The sequence below is a fragment of the Okeania sp. SIO2C2 genome, from assembly GCF_010692625.1.
Classification (GTDB): Bacteria; Cyanobacteriota; Cyanobacteriia; order Cyanobacteriales; family Microcoleaceae; genus Okeania; species Okeania hirsuta.
In genome coordinates this window covers 1-20,557 of the sequence record NZ_JAAHGM010000063.1, presented here as the reverse complement: position 1 = coordinate 20,557, position 20,557 = coordinate 1, and the positions used below count along the sequence as shown (strand labels likewise).

The 20,557-nt window shown below is 34.8% G+C and carries 18 protein-coding genes and 3 pseudogenes; 7 read left to right on the top strand and 14 right to left on the bottom strand.

What is annotated here, in order from left to right:
- Window positions 1–144 precede the first annotated feature (144 nt).
- From F6K18_RS29920 to F6K18_RS29910, 3 genes are all read left to right on the top strand, one after another.
- Window positions 145–1,170, top strand: a complete 1,026-nt coding sequence (locus tag F6K18_RS29920; protein WP_287526315.1) for a sulfurtransferase — start codon at window positions 145–147, stop codon at window positions 1,168–1,170.
- A gap of 230 nt (window positions 1,171–1,400) precedes the next feature.
- Window positions 1,401–1,553, top strand: a complete 153-nt coding sequence (locus F6K18_RS29915; protein WP_287526312.1) for a hypothetical protein — start codon at window positions 1,401–1,403, stop codon at window positions 1,551–1,553.
- A gap of 797 nt (window positions 1,554–2,350) precedes the next feature.
- The gene (locus F6K18_RS29910; RefSeq protein WP_287526309.1) at window positions 2,351–4,297 is read left to right on the top strand and encodes an SBBP repeat-containing protein; all 1,947 of its coding nucleotides are present in this window, start codon (window positions 2,351–2,353) and stop codon (window positions 4,295–4,297) included.
- A gap of 1,479 nt (window positions 4,298–5,776) precedes the next feature.
- Here the strand turns inward: F6K18_RS29910 and rnc (F6K18_RS29905) are convergent.
- Together rnc (F6K18_RS29905) and rnc (F6K18_RS29900) are read right to left on the bottom strand one after the other, a co-directional pair.
- On the bottom strand, window positions 5,777–6,475 hold the full coding sequence (rnc, locus tag F6K18_RS29905; RefSeq protein ID WP_287526306.1) for a ribonuclease III: 699 nt from the start codon (window positions 6,473–6,475) through the stop codon (window positions 5,777–5,779).
- Between the two features lie 29 nt (window positions 6,476–6,504).
- Window positions 6,505–7,191 carry a ribonuclease III gene (gene rnc, locus F6K18_RS29900; RefSeq protein WP_287526304.1) on the bottom strand — a complete coding sequence of 229 codons (687 nt, stop codon included), beginning with the start codon at window positions 7,189–7,191 and terminating at the stop codon, window positions 6,505–6,507.
- Window positions 7,192–7,333: 142 nt separating this feature from the next.
- Here rnc (F6K18_RS29900) and F6K18_RS29895 point away from each other — a divergent pair, with 142 nt between their 5' ends.
- Window positions 7,334–7,495 carry a hypothetical protein gene (locus tag F6K18_RS29895; RefSeq protein ID WP_287526302.1) on the top strand — a complete coding sequence of 54 codons (162 nt, stop codon included), beginning with the start codon at window positions 7,334–7,336 and terminating at the stop codon, window positions 7,493–7,495.
- A gap of 357 nt (window positions 7,496–7,852) precedes the next feature.
- Here the strand turns inward: F6K18_RS29895 and rnc (F6K18_RS29890) are convergent, their stop codons facing one another.
- The 6 genes and pseudogenes from rnc (F6K18_RS29890) to F6K18_RS29865 form a co-directional block, all read right to left on the bottom strand.
- Window positions 7,853–9,076: a ribonuclease III gene (rnc, locus tag F6K18_RS29890; protein ID WP_287526301.1), complete on the bottom strand. Its 1,224-nt coding sequence runs from the start codon at window positions 9,074–9,076 to the stop codon at window positions 7,853–7,855.
- Between the two features lie 193 nt (window positions 9,077–9,269).
- Complete coding sequence (locus tag F6K18_RS29885; protein WP_202221494.1) at window positions 9,270–9,506, bottom strand: HNH endonuclease; 237 nt, start codon at window positions 9,504–9,506, stop codon at window positions 9,270–9,272.
- A gap of 625 nt (window positions 9,507–10,131) precedes the next feature.
- A complete protein-coding gene (locus tag F6K18_RS29880; protein WP_375341367.1) occupies window positions 10,132–10,284 on the bottom strand; it encodes a hypothetical protein in 153 nt (50 codons plus the stop codon).
- 37 nt (window positions 10,285–10,321) lie between these two features.
- Entirely contained in the window at window positions 10,322–11,467 is a 1,146-nt protein-coding gene (locus F6K18_RS29875; protein ID WP_287526300.1) for an RNA-guided endonuclease TnpB family protein, read from the bottom strand.
- Window positions 11,468–11,527: 60 nt separating this feature from the next.
- Window positions 11,528–11,782, bottom strand: a pseudogene (locus tag F6K18_RS29870) (thiol-disulfide oxidoreductase DCC family protein); the annotation flags it as partial.
- Window positions 11,783–11,829: 47 nt separating this feature from the next.
- Window positions 11,830–12,828, bottom strand: a complete 999-nt coding sequence (locus F6K18_RS29865; RefSeq protein WP_287526297.1) for a DALR anticodon-binding domain-containing protein — start codon at window positions 12,826–12,828, stop codon at window positions 11,830–11,832.
- Between the two features lie 173 nt (window positions 12,829–13,001).
- Between F6K18_RS29865 and F6K18_RS29860 the strand changes: the two genes are divergently transcribed.
- A complete protein-coding gene (locus F6K18_RS29860; protein WP_353735216.1) occupies window positions 13,002–13,763 on the top strand; it encodes a Crp/Fnr family transcriptional regulator in 762 nt (253 codons plus the stop codon).
- A 916-nt stretch (window positions 13,764–14,679) separates the two neighbouring features.
- Here F6K18_RS29860 and F6K18_RS37005 read toward each other — a convergent pair.
- From F6K18_RS37005 to F6K18_RS29850, 4 genes and pseudogenes are all read right to left on the bottom strand, one after another.
- Complete coding sequence (locus F6K18_RS37005; RefSeq protein WP_353735218.1) at window positions 14,680–14,814, bottom strand: hypothetical protein; 135 nt, start codon at window positions 14,812–14,814, stop codon at window positions 14,680–14,682.
- Between the two features lie 321 nt (window positions 14,815–15,135).
- Complete coding sequence (locus tag F6K18_RS37000; protein ID WP_353735217.1) at window positions 15,136–15,237, bottom strand: winged helix-turn-helix domain-containing protein; 102 nt, start codon at window positions 15,235–15,237, stop codon at window positions 15,136–15,138.
- 18 nt (window positions 15,238–15,255) lie between these two features.
- Window positions 15,256–15,459 carry a hypothetical protein gene (locus F6K18_RS29855; protein WP_287526294.1) on the bottom strand — a complete coding sequence of 68 codons (204 nt, stop codon included), beginning with the start codon at window positions 15,457–15,459 and terminating at the stop codon, window positions 15,256–15,258.
- 2 nt (window positions 15,460–15,461) lie between these two features.
- Window positions 15,462–15,970 (bottom strand): annotated as a pseudogene (locus F6K18_RS29850) (transposase); the annotation flags it as partial.
- Between the two features lie 627 nt (window positions 15,971–16,597).
- Here F6K18_RS29850 and F6K18_RS29845 point away from each other — a divergent pair.
- Complete coding sequence (locus F6K18_RS29845) at window positions 16,598–16,789, top strand: hypothetical protein (RefSeq protein WP_287526293.1); 192 nt, start codon at window positions 16,598–16,600, stop codon at window positions 16,787–16,789.
- Between the two features lie 48 nt (window positions 16,790–16,837).
- The gene (locus tag F6K18_RS29840) at window positions 16,838–18,469 is read left to right on the top strand and encodes a diguanylate cyclase domain-containing protein (RefSeq protein WP_287526292.1); all 1,632 of its coding nucleotides are present in this window, start codon (window positions 16,838–16,840) and stop codon (window positions 18,467–18,469) included.
- Between the two features lie 1,130 nt (window positions 18,470–19,599).
- Here F6K18_RS29840 and F6K18_RS29835 read toward each other — a convergent pair.
- Window positions 19,600–20,265, bottom strand: coding sequence for a Uma2 family endonuclease (locus F6K18_RS29835; protein ID WP_287526291.1), 666 nt, complete (start codon window positions 20,263–20,265; stop codon window positions 19,600–19,602).
- A 59-nt stretch (window positions 20,266–20,324) separates the two neighbouring features.
- A pseudogene (locus tag F6K18_RS29830) lies at window positions 20,325–20,557 on the bottom strand (hypothetical protein); the annotation flags it as partial.

The window sequence follows — 20,557 nt, the reverse complement described above, 5'->3', positions numbered from 1 at the left end:
TATTCTTTGAAATTTTGTACATCTTGCTAGGATTAGTTAACCAAAAATATAGAGTTGTAAATATTCTCTGACGACAAAGAATTAGCCCTGCTTCGTAAGAGGGAACAAGAAACAGGCAACAGGCAACAGAGAAGAAATATATATATGTCTAATAGTTTAAATTTAAGTCCGATAAAAATTATCCTAATGCTAGGATTAATCATATTTGGATTAATTTCTACCCTAGCGATAGCTAATTATATTAAAACCACCAAAATTGTTAATAATCAATCTATTAATTCTCAGTTTGTTCTTAATCAATATTCTCAAAAAATCTTAAATAATCAATGGATAATTAGCTCTGCTCAAGCTCAGAAATTAGTTGTACAAGGAGCAACAATTTTAGATGCTCGTTCTTGTAAAATATTTAATATTCAAAGTTTGTTAAATGCAACTTGTATAAGTTGGCAAGAATTTTCTCAGTCTCAATCTCCATTTAAAGGAAAATTACTTACAGATGACAAAGTTTTGACAGAAAAATTACAAGGTATAGGCATTTTTAATCACAAACCAGTCATAGTATTTGGCAATACCATAAATGGTTGGGGAGAGGATGGCAGAATAGTTTGGATGTTACGCACTTTAGGTCATCAAAAATCCTTTTTAGTTGATGGAGGTTTTACTGCTTTAGTTAAAGGGGGTTTTCCTACAGTTAAGTTTACGAAAAATAATTCTCCACCTAGAGGAGATTTTGTGGTTAATCGGAATAAAAATTGGCTGATGAGTCAGAATGAATTAAAAACAAATTTAGAAAAAGATAACTTAGTAATTATTGATACTAGAGAGCCACAAGAATATGCTGGAAAAACACCTTATGGAGAAGAACGTGGCGGTCATATTCCAGGGGCAATTCATATTTATTTTAAGTATTGGTTAGATAATAATGGGATGTTATTATCGCGGGATAAAATTTTAGAAATGTTGACAGAAAAAGGAATTACAAAAGATAACATTATTGTTACTTATTGTACAGGTGGTGTACGTTCTGCTTGGTCAACTTCTGTATTGACAGATTTGGGATTTAAGGTGAAGAATTATTCTGGTTCTATGTGGGAATGGTCGGCGAGTAGTGCAGATATTTATCATTTGAAAATCTCTAGAAAAGAGGGAGTAGGCAATAGGGGGAATTAACGAAGTCAGAAGTCAGAAGTAGAAGTCAGAAGTTATTTTTGTAACGGGGATTTGAGCTTCGCTCCAAAAATATTTCACCTTAAAAGGGGGGGTTGCGCGACCCATATTATTTTGATAATTGATAATTTTTGTACGATAATTGATTTGATTTTTTATTATTTGGAGATGTCTTTTGGAAAAATATAAAAACTGACTTTATAGGAAGCTATACTTAAATAAGTGATAGATTTTTGAAGAAGGAAGAAGGAAGAAGGAAGAAGTGGATAGGGACTCAAACCCCAAGCAATTATAAACTCCTTGCAGATGGCGGGGTATTATACCAATTTTATAAATGTTTGCTACAAATAGCTAGAGTATTTCTTAGGAGTAAACCCACCCCCTAACCCCTCCCAGGAGGGGATGTCAGGAGAACCGAGTCAGAATGAATAGCTTCAATACCAGTTTTGAGCTAGTAAATTCTCTTTTTTGTCAAAGGAACATTTCCTGTAAAGTATTTAGAAGGGACTTATTATTCGCAACATTCTTTTTTCAAATTGGTATTAAACCTAAAAGAAAAAGAACCTATTCCACTAACAAGATTTTTGCTAAAAACCCTAAATATTTTGAGAGTTAAAAACGAAAAATTAAGCTTTTCAAACACATTTTCGTTAAAGAAATAAACTTGTTAAAAATAGTGGAATAGGTTCAAAAGAAAAAAATAAATGATTCATGCTTAAGTGTTTAGAGGTAAGCATTTCCTGCGGAATGCTGCGCAAACAGTCGTCAGCTATTAGCTATCAGCTATTAATTTTGGGAAAGGTAAAAGCAACCTTTGAAACTGAGTTTGAATAAAAAGTTACTGTCAAAGTCTCCAGACCAAATCTGAGAAGTAATTATTCATTATTAATTGCTGATAGCTGACTGCTAATAGCTGAATGCTTACGTTTAGAGATGAAATTGAAAATATAGTGTTTCTCAAGTTACTGAGGTACAGTTGTTTTTTATATTCCCTATTCCCTACTCCCTACTCCCTAAAACAAAGGAATTTTGTACTTCACCATTTTTGAGAATTGCTATATCTAATATTTAGATAAAATAATCGGCAATAATACTGACTAAGTAGCCATGTATTAAGGAATAATTATTGTATAATAACAAAAATAATTTCCCAGTAAATTTGGAATTTAATTTAGTACTAATTATGGATGAATTCAACTCTTTAATTGAACAGTCGCAGACAACATTACCACTTCCAGAGATTCTACCGCCACCACCATTAGAAATTTCTCCACAGGTAATATCAATAAACCCAGATTTTCCACCGCCACCACCATTGGAAGTTTCTCCAGAGGTAATTACTCCAGTGGAGAATTTCCCAGAAACTAATGATATAGTTTTGATTAGTAACCCTGGGTTAAATTTCGGTTCCCAAATTCCCTCAAATAATAACCCAACTATAGAATTTTCTGACCTTCTAGGAGGCAGTAATGTTGAAAATGGACGAGGCATAACTACCGATGCAGAAGGCAATATTTACATTACAGGCAGTACTAACTCTATAGATTTTCCAGTAACTGCAAATGCTGTACAAAATAGTTTTGCTGGAGGTAATGAATTTGGTTCTGGCGATGCTTTTGTTGCTAAATATTCTCCTGATGGAACTCTGATTTATTCTACATATATAGGTGGAAGTGGTGATGATTTTGGTACAGATATTGAAGTAGATGAAAGTGGTAATATCTACGTCACAGGTAATACTAATTCTGTTGACTTCCCGACTGTAAATGCTTTGCAAAATACTTATGGTGGCGGTGAATTTTCAGGGGATGCTTTTGTGGTTAAACTATCTGATGATGGTACTAATATTGAGTATTCTACTTATTTAGGTGGGCAAGATAACGATTTTAGTAGTGGTATTGCTTTAGATGATAATGGCAATGTTTATATAACCGGAGATACGGGTGCTTTACTCCGTTTTCCCATCGTCCCTCTTACTGGTATAGGCGATTTTCCTACCACAGAAAATGCCCTACAAAATACTTTAATTAGTGAATTTAATCGTGATGCTTTTGTCAGTAAAATATCTACTGATGGTAGTGAATTAATCTACTCAACTTTATTTGGTGGAAATGATACGGAGGTAAGTAACGATATTACTATAGATAGTAGTGGCAATGCTTATATAACTGGTGATACTCGCTCCGTTGACTTTCCGACAGTAAATGCAGTACAAAATTCTTTAGGTGGAGACCGAGATATATTCATTACCCAACTTAATAGTGACGGTAGCGACCTAATTTTTTCCACTTACTATGGTGCCGTAGATGGAGATACTGGTAATAGCATTGCCGTAGATGAAGTGGGCAACATTTATGTAGGAGGATCTTCCGGTAGTCAAATTATCGGAGGTGATGCAGTAGTACCCCCAGTTGGAGAATTTCCCACTGTTAATGCTTTGCAAGATAATTTTGCTGGGGGTGAAAGTGATGGAATTTTGATGAAAATTAATAGCGATCGCTCTGTTGGATACGCGACTTATTTAGGTGGAGCAAATTTCGAGTCTATTGAGGGTCTTGATATTGATGGGGTCGGTAATACTTATATTATTGGCAACGATAATTTTGCCGATGCTTTTGTCAGTAAAATATCTAACGATGGTGGAACTGTAGAATATTCAATTTCCTTTGAGACCAACAATAATTTGGGTATATTTGGCAATGACATTGCAGTAGACGAAGTTGGTAATGCTTATATTGTTGGTTCCAGCAACTCCACTGCTTTTCCTGAATTTATTCCAGGTGGTAGTACTACAGCGAACGATATTTTTGTTGCCAAACTAAACTCTAATAGTCAACCTCCAAATATTCCCTTTCCCAATATTCCCAGCACTTTCAACGAAAATCTTTACTTGCTAGAAAATTCTGGTGTAGCAGATGCTGTGACAAATGGTTTATTTAATAACGGGTTTGAACATTGGTTAGAATTTGGTTTTTTAGAAGGGCGATCGCCTCAGTTTGCTTTTGATGAAAATTTTTATCTGACTACTTACCCAGAAATTGCTGATGCAGTAGCAAATGGTTTATTTATCAATGGGTTAGAACATTACATTCGGTTTGGTCAAACTGAAGGGCGTCAAGCAGTTGCTTAATTTGTTGACATAGGAGTGAAAATCAAAAATCAAATCAATTATTTTTCCCTGTTCCCTGTTCCCTGTTTCGGTGTTCTCTGTTCCCTCTTTTCTGGAGATGTCTAATTATAGAACCCATTTGGTATCTTCATAAATATCAAGTTTTTTTAGCTAGGAGTCAGGAGACAACCCACCCCTCACCCCTCCCAGGAGGGGAAGACAGGAGACAGGAGGTAAGAGGGAAGAGAGAAGATGTGAGGAGAGATAATACAAAAAATTCAACACTCCTTCTTCAGATTTTTTCTCAAAATTGATGCGCGAAAAGACTTGACTACCACAATTATCTACCACAATTATATAGATCTCAAATGGGTTCTATAGATAGGGGTAAATTTTTTGATAGTCGTGCATAGTAATGGTAGATGGGGAAGAATAACGCAAGTGCAAGGGAGCAAGATGCTCCCACTGCCATTTCCCTTGAGAAAATAATTACAATAGAGATAAGAGTAGAAATTACATAGATAGATTATTTTTTGTGTCTTTTTTCAGAAATTTTCTTCCCTTTTTCCTACTTCTGCAAAAAGTCTATTCTTTTTCACCAGATGTTTAATAGACGACCATTAGACATAGGAGTGGAAATTACACATATAAATCATTTTGTGTGTTTTTTTTAGGAATTTTCTGCCCTTTTTACTACTTCTACAAAAAGTCTATTTTTTTCACAAAATGTTTAATAGACGACCATTAGACATAGGAGTGGAAATTACACATATAAATCATTTTGTGTGTTTTTTTAGGAATTTTCTGCCCTTTTTACTACTTCTACAAAAAGTCTATTTTTTTCACAAAATGTTTAATAGACGACCATTATACATAGGAGTGGAAATTATACCAATTTGAAAAAAGAATGTTACGAATAATAAGTGCAATAAAAAGATTTTGCAGGAAATGTCCCTTTGACAAAGCGGTCGAGGGATGGCGAGGTTCCCTCGCCATATCCAATCGACCAAGAGAGCGGTGCGACCCCGCGACGAGGTCAGCTCGCTTGCGGAACGCGCACCAAGAGAAAAGAGAATTTACGACCTGAAAACTGGTATTAAATCTATTAATTCTGACTCCTGAATTCTGGATTCTGTTTGCGGAGCATGACAAACGGAAATTCTTACGAAATACCCTAGCTATTTGTAGCAAACATTTATCAAATTGGTATTACACATATAGATCATTTTTTGTGTATTTTTTCAGAAATTTTCTGCCCTTTTTCCTACTTCTGAAAAAAGTCTATTCTTTTTCACCAGATGTTTAATAGACCACCATTAGACATCGGAGTATAAATTATACACATAGATTATTTTGTGTGTATTTTTTCAGAAATTTTTCTTCCCTGTTGCCAGATGAGCTGTTGACTGTTGCCTACTTCTGTAAAAAGTCTATTTTTTTCACCAGATATCTATTACAATGCACCACCAGCAATTTTGTTTTTTTACCTCACTTTTTTCTTCACATTAATCCTACTTTTCTCAGAGCTTTTTCTGCCGCTCGTTTTTCAGCTTCTTGTTTACGATGACCTTTTCCCTCGCCATATAACTCCCCCCTAACTCTAACTTCAGCAGTGAATATTTTGGCATGATCCGGACCTTCTCCATTATTAGATTCATATTTAGGATTTTCTCCAAATTTTGCCAATGCCCACTGTTGAAATTTACCTTTAGTATCAACTAAATCATCTGTTTGTGCATCACTTTCTGAATCTGGAAAAATTATTTCATCTGCAACGGGTTGAAAAAGTTTTTTCACAAAAGGGCGAACTTTTGTCAAAGTTGAGTCTAGAAAAAAGGCTCCAATTATTGCTTCAAAAGTGTCACTAAGTAAAGCCGGATTTTGACGACCTCCATCTTTTTCTGCTCCCTTACCAAGACGCATTAATTCACCTATTTCTAGTTGAGTTGCAAATTTTGCCAATTGTTTTTCATCTACTAAAAGTGAACGGAGACGAGTAAGTTCTTTAGGTTTTAAATCATATTCTTCTTTATAACGTCTATAGAGTAGTTCTCCTACTAGGAAACCTAACACAGCATCGCCCAGAAATTCGAGACTTTCATTATCTTCTTCTCCAGAATTTTCGTTTAAAAAAGAGCGGTGGGTTAGAGCTTGTTTTAGAAGCTCAGGATTTTTAAATTCAGGTAGTTTCTTTGTCATTTACCAATCTTACATTTCTTGATATTTATCTATATTAATCCTTCTTGTTTCAATTTAGCTAGGGCATTTTCAGCAGCTTGTTTTTCTGCATCTTTTTTACTACGACCTTCACCTTGAGCATACTTTATATTATCCACAAATACTTCAGACAAAAAAATAGGTTTATCGTCTGAACCACCACATTTATTAGATTCATATCTAGGAATTTTTTTAATTTCTTCTAATGCCCACTGTTGAAATTTAGCTTTAGTATCTACTAAATCATTGTCTGGAAAAATTATTTCATCTGCAACGGGTTGAAAAAGTTTTTTCACAAAAGGACGAACTTTCGTCAAAGTTGAGTCTAGAAAAAAGGCTCCAATTATTGCTTCAAAAGTGTCACTAAGTAAGGCAGGGTTTTCACGACCTCCATCTTTTTCTGCTCCTCTACCAAGACGCATTAATTCACCTATTTCTAGTTGAACTGCAAATTTTGCTAATTGTTTTTCATCTACTAAAAGTGAACGGAGACGCGTAAGTTCTTTAGGTTTTAAATCATATTCTTCTTTATAACGTCTATAGAGTAGTTCTCCTACTAGGAAACCTAACACAGCATCGCCCAGAAATTCGAGACTTTCATTATCTTCTTCTCCAGAATTTTCGTTTAAAAAAGAGCGGTGGGTTAGAGCTTGTTTTAGAAGCTCAGGATTTTTAAATTCAGGTAGTTTATTTGTCATATTATAAATTTTAATTTCTTGATAAGTTAGGTGGGCATAAATAAATGTTGAAACGAAGAATCTGAAAATTAAGCCAGCAAGAAGTTTTCCAGAAATTTTCCAAGTTTTAAATTTCCATCGCGATTTTATAGATAATTAGGGTTTGCTGAAAAAGTCTTTTAGTAGGGGTAGGAGACAGGAGACAGGAGACAGGAGACAGGAGAAAAGGGTCGGGAGCGAGGAGGTAGGAGTAACAATTGTAAGAATGATTTTTCTGCCCAACTATGAGCCTAAAATACGCTCCTTTTTGAGCATGAAGAACTGAAAACCAGGCACTTTTTTCGACTCCAAAAAGGCTAAATTCTTTATATGTCAATGCTTTTATATTTAATCAGCAAGCCCTAATTAAACCTACCTACTTATAGCAGTTTACTACTCTCTAGAAGTACTTATGTTGATGATTTTAGGGAGTAGGGAAGAGCGAATAGGAAAAAAATATTTGCCGTATCAGTTGTACCAGATTAATTACCGAATATGCTGTATTTACAGCAAGCAAATTTTAGGATAGTTAGCGACAGTTGAAAATTAATCTATAATTCTTATTGCCTATTCTCAGACCCAGTATTCCCTATTCTCTAAAAGCATAAAAATTTGTACCTCCAAGACTCGAAAACTGCTTTATCTATATTAATCTTTTTTGTCTCAACTTAGATAGTGCGTTTTCTGCAGCAAGTTTTTCAGCCTCTTTTTTACTCCCACCTTGACCTTCGCCATACAGTTTATTAGCTACAAATACCCGAGATATAAAACTTGGTTCATGGTCAGATCCACCACATTTTTCAGTTTTATATCTTGGCACATCTGTACCATTTTTTAGTACCAATTCTTGAAATAAACCTTTAGGATTTTCAATATTAAGAGATTCATTTTCCGGCTCTAAATCAGCAGATTTTTCCAGAGTTTCAGCAAAAATTGGTTCTAAAAAATTGCGCACTGCTTCAATACCAGAATCAATATAATAAGCACCAATAACTGCTTCAAAAGCATCACTTAATAATGAATTATTTTCACGCCCTCCCTGTGATTCTTCTCCCTTACTTAGCAGAATAAATTGTCCGAGGTTTAAATCTATAGCAAATTTTGCTAACTGTTGATTATCCACTAAACTGGAACGTTTTTGAGTCATTTCACCTTCTTTCATTTTTGGGTATTTACGATATAAATATTCTCCACTAAGAAAATTTAGCAAAGCATCACCAAGAAATTCTAAACGATTATTATCTTCGCTTACTTCTGTAGGGTTTTCATAAAGATAAGTTCGGTGGATTAAAGCAAGTTGTAAAAGAGAAGCATCTGGGAAAGAAATTTTTTCCAGTAATTCGTTTAATTGCTCTCTAATTTGTCTTTCTTCCTCTTCAGAAACAGAATAACTATGAGGAGTTTCACCACGAAATTGTTGTTGAGATAAAAGTCGTAATACTTCTTGCTTTTCTTTCTCTACTTCCTTCACTTCCTCTGCATTGATAATTTTAAGAATCCGAGTAATATTGTCAAGATATCTATAGGTGTCATCTACAGAGAATGGAGAGCCATGTGCCCAGTCATTTCTGACTTCTATGAGTTCTTCTACTATTAGGAAAAATGCTTTATCCAGTTTTATTTTAAATACTTTATCCCACTGCTTCTTGATTAATTTAAGTTGTAGAGATACATCTTCAATTAAAGCCTTTTCGATGCTTTTTTTCTTTTTGACTTGTCTAATTTCATCCTTTAATGTTTCTTGTACTACTTTCAACCAATTTTCTTGATGAAATTCCTTGATTACATCTTCTATATATGGATATAAATTCTTACTCAAAATATTCAAAGCTTTACCAATTATCTCGTGCTTATTATGGATAGTCATGTCAAGTCTACTCCTACATTTTTTATAAAATTATATCAACTAATTTTTTTAACTGTCTCTATTAATATTTGGTTAATAGTACTTAATTAAAGTTGAAGTATAAACATAATAAATAGATGAATTTTATTGAAAACCCAGTTCATTTCCCTTTCTAAGATAGAAAAGAAACTGGGTTTCTATATTTAGACTTTACCTAAAAACATTTTCCCTGTTCCCAACCAGGAGGATAAAGACTATTACCACGACTATTGTTGCACTTGAAACAACTAAGTCGTAGATTTTCCTTGGAATTAGATCCACCTTTACTACGAGGAAGTAAATGTTCAATTGTTAACTTTTCTGGCATTAAACATTTGCCACACCACCAACAATAACAGCCAAAATCTTCTATTAGTTGCTGTTTCTTTTTTCTTTTCTGTTTAGGATTCATTTTTCTGATATCTCCTTTGAGTTGTTTACAAACAACAGCATCGGAACATCAGATATCTATCACTAATAGTGAAATAGTGAGTTACTCAAAAAACTCCCCTATCTTGATAGAAACTTCCCAAAAAATAGAAGTCAAGAGTGACAACTAATGTCACTTTTGGCTCACTAATAATATTGGGATATTTTTCTACAAGGAATTTCATAAAATGAGTATTACTCAAACTAAATAAGCACTATATAAGTGGTACTAGCTTCAGCTAATGTCTCATCAATGGTAAATATATATACTGACTCGTGTATCTCGACTTGTAGCTAATCTCTAATAGACCTAGATGCTTGTAAGCATTTAGTCCCCTAAACTACCTACTTACAAACACCTACCTGTACTAAAGATTAATTACAAATTGAGATATACAAGTGAGTATATATATCTACCACCGATGAGACAGCAGCCAACAACAGACAATAGATACTAATGTTGCATGCTATCTTGAGAAATAGTATAGCAAAGATATAAAATTATTGTCAATGGTTCTCAGATTTATTTTTTTGGACTAACCTTCATAGCATGAAAAACTTCCCGTTCTACTTTATATGTTTTAACTCAGCAACTACATCTAGCAAACTCACTTCTTTTCTACAGCTTTACAACCAAATGGATAAGGTGAATTATAAGTAGTAGAACGTTTACCAAATATTGTATAACGGTTATCTCGAACCTGCTCATAAAAGCGATCGCCCATCCATTTTGCTCCTGGTAAACCCCGATATGCTGCCACAAACACATCCGTTCTTAGAAACCTACGATAATCTGTTCTATTCCTGCTTCATTCTGGCAACGTCGGCGTTATCCAGTCCACAGGCTGTCACGGTCGAACTGACCGCCATAGCTAAATTTAAGGCTGCATTCAAATCCCGATCACAGCTAAAATTGCAGTGTTCGCACTTAAACTCTCTTTCTGACAAAGGCAGAGACTCTTTAAGAGTTCCACACCTACTGCAGGTTTTAGAACTGGGAAACCATCTATCAATAACGATTAGTTCAGAACCATACAAGTCACACTTATATTCTAACTGTCTTCTAAACTCATAAAACCCCATATCGCCAACAGCCTTAGCTAGCTTGTGATTTGACATCATACCTGATACATTTAGGTCTTCTATTACTATCCGGCTGTGGTTTTTAGCTAGATAGGTAGTCAGTTTATGCAATGTATCTTTCCTGATATTGGCTATCCTGTTGTGTAACTGAGCTATCTTAAGTTGAGATTTTTTCCAATTCTTAGAAAATTTAGTTTTATGTCTGTTGAGGTATTGCAGTCGTGATAATTTAGATTCTAACTTTCGGTAAGACTTAGCACCTTCAAATACTTCACCAGTAGATAACGTAGCTAGAGATTTTATACCTAAATCTACACCAACTACATCTACAGATTTCTCAGTATTTATGGAAGCTGAGTCTATCTTGAAACTGACAAACCATCTATCAGCTTTTCTACTGATAGTTACTGACTTGGGAGTAACATTGTCTGGTAATATTTCAAAGGTTTTAACCCATCCAATTCTCGGTAATTTTATGTGATTAAAGCCGACCGTAATTGAGCCATCTAAAGTAAAACTATCATCCCTACCTTTTTTCTTGAATTTAGGTTGACCAGACACTTTACTAAAGCAACGTTTCCAAGCTGATGATAAATATCTCAAAGCATATTGAGGCGCTGTTTTAGATACTTCATAATACCAATAGTTATTAGGTTTAACCATTGCTACTAATAGTTTATGAAGGTCAATTGCAGTGGGGAATTTAAGTTTACTATCAGGATTATTGGAATTGTGATTAAGAATGTTTCTAGTTAGCCATAATCCCCAATTCCAGGCATGGCGAGCCACACCTGCGTGTTTAGCTAGCAAGGTTTCTTGTTGGTTATTTGGGTGTAACTCTGTTTTGAATCCTAGTAGCATAAAATAAAATATAGATAATTATAGATTATACTAGATAATCATAGATTATGTCAAGCTGTTAATTACCCCCACAGGTAAAAGTCGCCCTATTTCTTCCGCTGCATCACTACCTTGCCATCGACATTCCAGTGCATTACCATCAATTAAAATCATACCCATTTCACAATCTTGAGCAGTAATACCAAATTGATTGAGCTTTTCTAAATCTTGCATAGGAATATATTCAAATAGCTCACCTTTATCTATACTTTCCAACACCTGCACCAACGTTACACATAAATTGCAGTTGCCATCATAAATTACAATATAACTCATACGTCTTAGTTTTATTTTAAATACAATCAAACATTGTAACACCAAAATTAAAGCTCTACAGGTGCTTCCCCACCTAACCTTTCTTCTAATAAAAATCTAAGTATAGACTGACTCACCAAAACCAAACCTAATCTAGCTTGCGCTAACTTCGGTTTTTTCACCTTCACCTCACCCCAAATACGACAATGACTGTAAAAATCTTGAAAAGCTACACTCATAGCATCAGCTACTTTTTGCCAATTTATAGGTTTTTTGCTGCTAGAAACACAATAGATACGATCAAGAGTAGAAGCAATTTGAGCAATTAATTGATACTCAGCATCATGTAAAAATTGTAATTGCCCATTAGGTTGTTGCCAGGATATAGATTTAGAAGTTTGCAACTGCCAAAATTGACCGCTACCATCCGGGCCCGTAAGAGTAACATTAATTAAGCGATCGCGTATACCCATCCGCAATAACGAACAACAACGAGCATGACTATACTGAATTGGAAACAAATTTGTAGTTTCTAAAGATTTATCAAAGTAATTGGGTCTAAAACCCCGCCTTGATTGGCGAAATGTTTTTGGAGACTTGCTCACATCCCCGTTACAAAAACAACTTCTGACTTCGTTAAAGTCAACACCAACCTGTAATTCTTGTTGCTCAAAATTTAGGGGAAAAGAAGTTAGATAATCTAACCAATTAGCGATACTCAAATCAGTTAAATAAAAGTAAATTATCCCAGATGAAATTACCTCAAACTCAAAATTATCTGTCTCTTTATTAGTATCAGTATTGACTATTTCTCTACAATATTTAACTAACTCAGTCGCAATATATATAGCTGGTTGTTGGCAAACCGAGGCTAACTTCATAGCGATCGCTGACTTGTATACAATTGCTCCATTATTTATAGTTTGATTAATTGGAATTTCTTCCTTCTTTTGCCAAACTTCTAATGTATTTTCATACCTGCAAGATAATTCCAATTGCTCCTGGTATAAATTTATAGCTTTTTGTAAAATTTGTATCAAATTACACTTAAATGATGCTTTTGTCAATATTATTACCACCTCAAATAAATTTGATCTTGAATCTTCCGAATTAGATGTGTTTTTTGCTACACTTAAACTAAGGATCAAACTGGTATAAGTAGACAGATAAAAATCTGCTTCTATTCCTTTTACCAAAATGATTTGAACTCAAGGTCAACTATTACTACAAGAGAGTACCAATGCAACTATCATCACATCCAGAACTACCAGAAATGTCACTGAATATACAACCTACCAGCACCTCTGTACCTACCAGCAGACCATTTCTGACTTGGCAACTAATCATAGATTGGGCAGAAGAACACTACCGTAGCAGAGCTTTTAGCAAAGATGAACGTATTCCTGCCCGTCCAGGTTTGCTGTATCTAGTACAAAAAGGGTCAATTCGTTTAGTAGGTAATGCCCACATTAGTGCCAGTCGCAATAAGTCTAGCAAGTCAAAAACGAGTAATATTTCAGACGAAGCTTTCCTCGGATTTGTCGGTGCTGGTCAACCATTTGAACTAATAGCTCAGTCACCATTTACACTTCAAGCTTATGCTCATGCAGATCAAACAACTGTGCTTTGGATGTATTGGCATGACCTAGATAATTGGCCTTACTTTCGCAGAGAAGTCCTAGATGCCTTTAGATACCAACATCAACGGAAGCTTCTGTGGCTAAGTACCCTAGGCCAACGTCGCACCATTGACAGATTATTCGGATTTCTGACGCTATTAATTGAAGAATATGGAGAACCATGGATCGCCCAAGACAAACCAGAAGCAATAAGTGGTTATTATTTGCCTTGGCCTTTGACCCATGCTCAAATTGGCAGTGCTATTGGTTCAACCCGCGTAACTGTGACTCGTCTAATGGGTAAATTACGTCAGCAAGGCTTAATATTTATCCAGAATGATCATCTGGTTTGCTTACCAACACAGTCTGAACAGTCACAATAGTTAAATAATTTTTGGGTAGTTAGTTCTGGGCGATTATCAAACTTGGATATTAATACATATCCAACCATAAATTGTTATTTTGCATATTAAAATATTATGCATTGAATAGATAATTTTATCTATATTTATCATATCAAATGATTTGATTGTCATTGCTTACTACTCTATCCTTCTGATGCTAATTTATGTTAAACGAAGTAATTTTTCTTTTATTTATTATCTTCCGTTATCTTCCGGCAATTAAGTATTTTGATGCTCGCCTTTAGCCAAATTTATGTATTCACAGTGTGGATATAGAGATAGCAAATATTAAGAACTGCAAAAGTAAAGTAAATAGTTGAACATTATGGGTAAAGACTTTACTACACCAAAGTTAAGCACATTATTGCAGTATAATTATTAGCTCCAATCAATATATTGATCGCGTTCAAGCAGATGGAATTTTACTTTTGGTACTTCTACAAACCAAAATTAGAAATATTAAGTCCTTTTAATTAAGCATCATAAAAACTCCTCTTAATTGTCCTCACAAGAATAGAATAATTAATGCTATGGAAGGTACGTTTGTCGTACTCCGCGGAGTCGAACTGCTGTTGCCTTTTCTCTGTTATAGCACTACCTAAATAGGTTAGGAAATTTCTCTACTCCCAACTCCCTACTCCCTACTCTCTTACAACCACAATTTATTGTCAACCACCAAAAAACGTACTGCTATACATATAGCAGTTGTCATTACTGTATTTGATATATCATACAAATCCGGGTAAAAAAAAAAGGTGTATATTAAGTAGAATTTAACCAGGAATAGTTGGTTAAGTTTTTAATTTCTGTTGTCATTGTTGATAAAGTAAGACACCTTTGGACTAAAACTTCTTCCATTTCTTCTATACTGTCAAAATGTCTATTTACCAATGGTTCATCTACATAATGCCCATAATCTTTCTGCTGGTTGTAATTCTGGAGAGTATGGAGGTAAATCCTCTCTAATTATCCCTAATGGAACTTTGACTTTTTGACTTCTATGCCATCCAGCTCTATCTTCTACTAAGATGATTTTTTGGGTTTCTGATCACCCCACATCTTGAGCAAAAGTTTCATCAACCAAATTTAACCATTTTATATTAACTCGTGGTATTAAATACCAATAAGTTCTTCCCGTTTGGGGTTCTACAAATCCATATATGTATAACCATTAATATCGATGTTCTACTGTTGCTATTGGCCTTGATCCTTTCTGTGACCAAACTTTCCTTAATATGGGTTTTAATCCGACTCTATGCTCATCAAAAAACCAGATTTTTACTCTGATTTATGGTTGTTTAAGAGCCATTTTTTGAGCTTTTAACGGTAAATTTTTCTTGAATTGTGCTTGTTATTCTGGATTTCCTTTTCTATGTTTCGGCCTTGGTCTTTGCCAAGAGTAGTTGAGCTTTTTTAAATAATCCCACCTCCTCTGATTCCATACTTTTTTGATTCCTGTCTCTTTTTCGATCTATCTAGCTACTTTTTGCCCTGTCCAAACACCTCCATCAGATGGTTTTTTTGTCAGTGATTCTGACAATTTTTTGAGTTGTGAACTATTCAATAAAGCTTTTTTACTCTCTTTTTTTTTGTAGTTTTTTTTATTATTAATTACTGCTTCGAGTCCATTTTGATTATATTTTTGTACAATACTTTGTGCATATTTATATAGCAATCCTATTTAGGTTGTGGCAAAATACCATAATGAAAAAGTTTAGGAAAATCGAATATTTGACCATAGCGCAATTTACTTAAATAGCCACTTAACTATTTTCAAAGAACTGCAAAGATGATCATATTGTCTGATGAATTTTTTGGTTTGTAACCAAATATCTTCAACGGGGTTTTGCTCCGCGGCATTCGGGGCAAATTTTGTACAATTTATCAACCATTCTTCTTCTGGTAAATCTTGATTAATTGTGATCAAATATTCTCGCGCATTCTGGGGAATTATGGTAAGTTGCTCCATCCCAGAATATTGCCAATTTTTTTCCCGGCCTTTGCGCTTTGCAAATATTTAATAAATTCAATGGTATTTTCAGGTCATTCCACATTTATATTCTTGAACAATAAATTCCTTTGTCTAATAGTCTAATGCACCATCTGGGAGTTTGTCTTGATTTTTGATTTTTGAGATTAATTTCTATTCTTTTATCTGTTCTTCCCCAGGGGTAACCTAGTAGGTCTGCTATCGCACTCTCTACTTCCATTCAATCCACACATAAAATGCCGGAATATCCCCAGATAATTCCCACTCTTATCCTTCCTTTCTCCTGACTCCTGAGTTATACGATAACTAATTATCCGGATACTACATCATATTTCATATCAAAGATAACCGAATATTTTACTTGACACAGAGAAAGTTCCCATAATTTAATATCAAAAATAAAAAAATAAAAAATTAAAAGTCTAGTCAAGATATAGAAGAATATAATGCTGATCACAAAAGTTTACTCATCTACTTCACTCGATCTTAGTTGACTAACTCACCCGATCAAAGTTCAATGACTCACTTTATCAATATCAAAAAATCACCAGTAACTTCATTCATAACTCACCACAATAACTAGAAAAAAAGCAGATAATATAAAGTATCAAGTCCGCAGTTAAAAGTAAAACAATGATGATTAAAGACCTCAAGCAAATATGATTTGTTCCCACAAAAACCTACTTAATTGGCCTTAATGGTATCACTAAAACTCAAGCTGCGACTTTTTCCAGTACTTTAGGCAAGATAAGATATGATTTTTTATTAACTTTTAGATACTCATATTAAAAAAAAATTTTGTTTGTAAAAACTAATTTATTAGATGAATAAAGATTTAATTAAAGTCCTTTTAATAGAAAACAATACAGAGGATTTTATTCTCATCTATGACTTACTGTCACAGGTAGAATCACCAAAAATATTACTAGACTGGGAAAATACTTACGAAACAGGATTAACAGTAATAAAAAAAAATCAACATGATATTTGTTTGCTTGACTATAACTTCAAATAAATAAAAGGGTTAGAAATACTTCAAACAGCAATTAATCTAGGTTGCCAAATGCCAATCGTATTACTCACAGATATAGAAAATCAAGAATTAGAGATGGATTTAATGAATAAAGGAGTAGCAGATTACTTGAATAAATCAGAAATTAACGAATATACATTAAATCGAATAATTCGCTATACACATGAGAATAATCAAAGTTTAAACGCTTTAAAACAAAGCAAAGCAAAGCTACAAGAAGCACAAAAAATTGCTCATTTAGGGAACTGGGAATACGACTTAAAGACACAAAAAATAACTTGGTCAGATGAAATATTTCGCATCTTTGGTCTCAACCCTAGAAGACCAGAACCAACTTATTCAGAATGGCTAGAAATGTTTACCATCGAAAGCAAAAAAATATGGGATCAAAATGTGATTTTGATCTTAGAAAAGGCAGAAAGTTGTGAATGTGAATATCAAATCATTCGACCAGATGGTACATTAAGGTATCTTTATACTCAGACTACTTTAGTCGTAGATAATAACTCAGAATACATAGGTATATTCGGTACAGTGCTAGATATTACAGATCGTAAAAAAGCAGAGTTAGCTGTGCAGGAACTTAGACAAAAAGAGCATTTATTAGGACTCATTCTAGACCGGATTCATCAATCTTTAAATTTGGATGAAATATTAGAGACTACAGTAGAGTCAGTACGGTTTTTTTTGGAGTGTGACCGCGTCTTAATTTATCGTTTTTTGGAAGATGGAAAAGGTATCGTAGAAAAAGAATCTGTAGCAGCAGATAGCAGTCCAATTTTAGGTGAAATTATTGACGATCCATGTTTCCCAAATACAGATATTATAGAACGCTATAAACAAGGTTATATTAGTATAATAGAAGATATTGAAAGCCCAGATATAAAAAAATGCCATGCCGATCTACTCAAACAGTTTCAAGTCAAAGCAAATATGGTATTGCCAATTTTAATTAATCAAGAAGGGGAAAAACAAGGTTCAGAAACTACTGCATGGGGATTAATAGTAGCTCATCAATGTACTCATAAACGACAATGGCGAATATCAGACACCGATCTATTGAGACGCTTGGCAACTCAGATAGCGATCGCTATTCAACAAGCTCAACTTTATCATCGTTTAGAAAAACTAAATCAAGAATTAAAGGAAATAGCGTATGTTGATGGTTTGACAGGAATTTGTAACCGTCGCCACTTTGAAGAAAAACTAGACCAAGAATGGAAAAGGTCAACACGAGATAATACTTCTATGTCAATAATTATGGTGGATATAGATTATTTTAAACCCTACAACGATACTTACGGTCATCAGCAGGGAGACAAATGTTTGCAACAGGTAGCTCAAACTATTAGTGCTGCAGTGAAACGACCAGGAGATTTTGTCGCTCGATATGGGGGTGAAGAGTTTGTGGTTGTGTTACCAAATACTGCCATAGAAGGAGCGCTGAAGGTTGCAGAAAATATTAGAACACAAATTGAAGCTTTAAAAATTCCCCATACAGCTTCGGCAGTGAGTAAGTTTGTGACAAGTAGTTTAGGAGTTGCAAATAGTAGCTGCCTTACTGACTCTAATCCTAAAATATTGCTAGAAGCAGCAGATATTGCTTTATACAATGCTAAAAATGCTGGTAGAAATCAAGTTTATATTGATGATTCATACTAAATCCGGTTTAGAAGAGAGATTTATTGTGAAGGTAAGGCAGAAGGCAGAAAGATTAGAAGGCAGAAAGATTAGAAGGATTTGGACAAATTAGCTTTTCATAACCGGATTTGGTATCATGTATAAAAAATTTTTAGGAGCAAAAGCAATAAATTCATTTAGTCATACAACTGTATAAATCTGGTTTCTCAGTAACCTTGATTGAATCTAGCTTAAAATCTCTATATTTGAGATTTATAGGCAAATTTCTGCTTTTTATAGCAATGAGCGCTGGTATATTTACAAATTGTAGTAGGGGCAAAAGAGCTAGAAGTCTTATATGATTCCTACGGAATGCTTGCGCAAACGGCAATTTATTCCCCCTGTTCCCTGTTCCCTGTTGCCTGTTCCCTGCGCACAGCGCTATATAAAAAACATTCACTTAGCATAGAAATATGCAACAAACTCTGGGACTTACAGCGGATTCCATTTGGGTAGACCACAGTAAGGACGTTCCATGGAACGTCCCTACAAGGTTTGATGTGTGAAGATATTGTGTGCTAGCATATTTACACCCCACATTCCGCACGTCAATTTGTAGCATTAAAAGTAGTATATAAATCCGTAGCTTGGTAGGTATTTATACTATGCAAATCATCTCAATTACTTTTTTCGTTGATCATGCTTCCGAGTAAATAATTTACGCATAAATACTTGCTCTGATGATTACTCAATCACGGCAGCTATGATTTTCTGCTAAAATTCTGTCTCCTGTCTCCTGTCTCCTGACTCCTGATTCCTGATTCGATACTACATTTTGTGGTGCGGAATGTGGGTTACACATTATTTTTTGTACACCTTTTCGCTTACTGCACTTTGAGCTGGACATTGTAAATACCTGAGCGCTCATTGCTATACTTGGTTCATTCATTAAAAAGCTAAGAGCTGACTGCTAATAGCTGAATGCTTACAAATTAATTTCATTCCTTAATATTAAATGGCGATCACTTAACCATTTTTTTAGTGGAAATAGAGCTAATATATTCAAAATTTTAAACTTAAACTTACTAGCAGAATTAGTAGTATTAAGTGCTTGTCAAACAAGAATAAGTCTTCAACCGTTAGCGTAGCTCCCCCTCCGGGGGAACATGATATTACTTATTTAACTGTGCTAAAAATTTCTGATGCTCGGATGTTTTTAAACCTTTTTGTAACTCTGAGTTTACTTCTACTAAATTACCTGAAATTAAATTAGATACCGATAACCATAAACCAGGAAAAATTTCGCTTTTAATAATACCCTGTTCATCTATTGACAAATTAATATATTCTCCCTCTCGCCACCGAAACCAATCAATTTTTTGTTCGTAAACTTGCCAGACTAAATATTCTTGTACTTGGTTGCGTCGATAAACTTTCAATTTTTCTCCTAAGTCATAAGAAGCACTACTGCTAGCAACTTCAGCAATAAATTCTGGTGCACCTTCAACATAGCCATCTGCACTAATAATTGAGTTGCCTCCAGTTTCGATCCGTAATAAAGCATCCGGTTGTACTTCGTTATCAGCATCAAGGCGTACTGTAGTCTTGTCTGCTAGAGTAACTCCTGGTGTCGCTACCCAATAATTACCAAGCCAAGTCATAATGAATGCGTGAGGTGCTCCGTGGGTAATGCGTACCGGAGAACTCATATATACAATTCCTTCTATTAATTCAGCTTTTTTGACATCAGACATTCTGGCATAACGTCGCTCAAATTCTGGACGAGTTAGGCGATCGCCATTTTCTAGTGGTAGAGTTTTGATGTTAGTTTCTAGCATAATTTTACCTCCTGAGATATACCTACTCCCCTACTCCCTAATGCACCATTTTAGCTGTGTCACGCCACTACTGGAGTGGCACTCCTAAGACTGTGCATATAGATTTTTGTTTCTAGGTGTCTCGATCTCCCCACACTCCCCATCTCCCCACACTCCCCATCTCCCCACACTCCCCATCTCCCCACACTCCCCATCTCCCCACACTCCCCACACTCCCCATCTCCCCATCTCCCCACACTCCCCATCTCCCCATCTCCCCATCTCCCCATCTCCCCATCTCCCCACACTCCCC

Coding starts and splice junctions, on each gene's coding strand:
- F6K18_RS29920 (WP_287526315.1), top strand. CDS start 145: ATGTCTAATAGTTTAAATTTAAGTCCGATAAAAATTATCCTAATGCTA.
- F6K18_RS29910 (WP_287526309.1), top strand. CDS start 2,351: ATGGATGAATTCAACTCTTTAATTGAACAGTCGCAGACAACATTACCA.
- rnc (WP_287526306.1), bottom strand. CDS start 6,475: ATGACAAAGAAACTACCTGAATTTAAAAATCCTGAGCTTCTAAAACAA.
- rnc (WP_287526304.1), bottom strand. CDS start 7,191: ATGACAAATAAACTACCTGAATTTAAAAATCCTGAGCTTCTAAAACAA.
- rnc (WP_287526301.1), bottom strand. CDS start 9,076: ATGACTATCCATAATAAGCACGAGATAATTGGTAAAGCTTTGAATATT.
- F6K18_RS29885 (WP_202221494.1), bottom strand. CDS start 9,506: ATGAATCCTAAACAGAAAAGAAAAAAGAAACAGCAACTAATAGAAGAT.
- F6K18_RS29875 (WP_287526300.1), bottom strand. CDS start 11,467: ATGCTACTAGGATTCAAAACAGAGTTACACCCAAATAACCAACAAGAA.
- F6K18_RS29860 (WP_353735216.1), top strand. CDS start 13,002: ATGCAACTATCATCACATCCAGAACTACCAGAAATGTCACTGAATATA.
- F6K18_RS29845 (WP_287526293.1), top strand. CDS start 16,598: ATGAATAAAGATTTAATTAAAGTCCTTTTAATAGAAAACAATACAGAG.
- F6K18_RS29840 (WP_287526292.1), top strand. CDS start 16,838: ATGCCAATCGTATTACTCACAGATATAGAAAATCAAGAATTAGAGATG.
- F6K18_RS29835 (WP_287526291.1), bottom strand. CDS start 20,265: ATGCTAGAAACTAACATCAAAACTCTACCACTAGAAAATGGCGATCGC.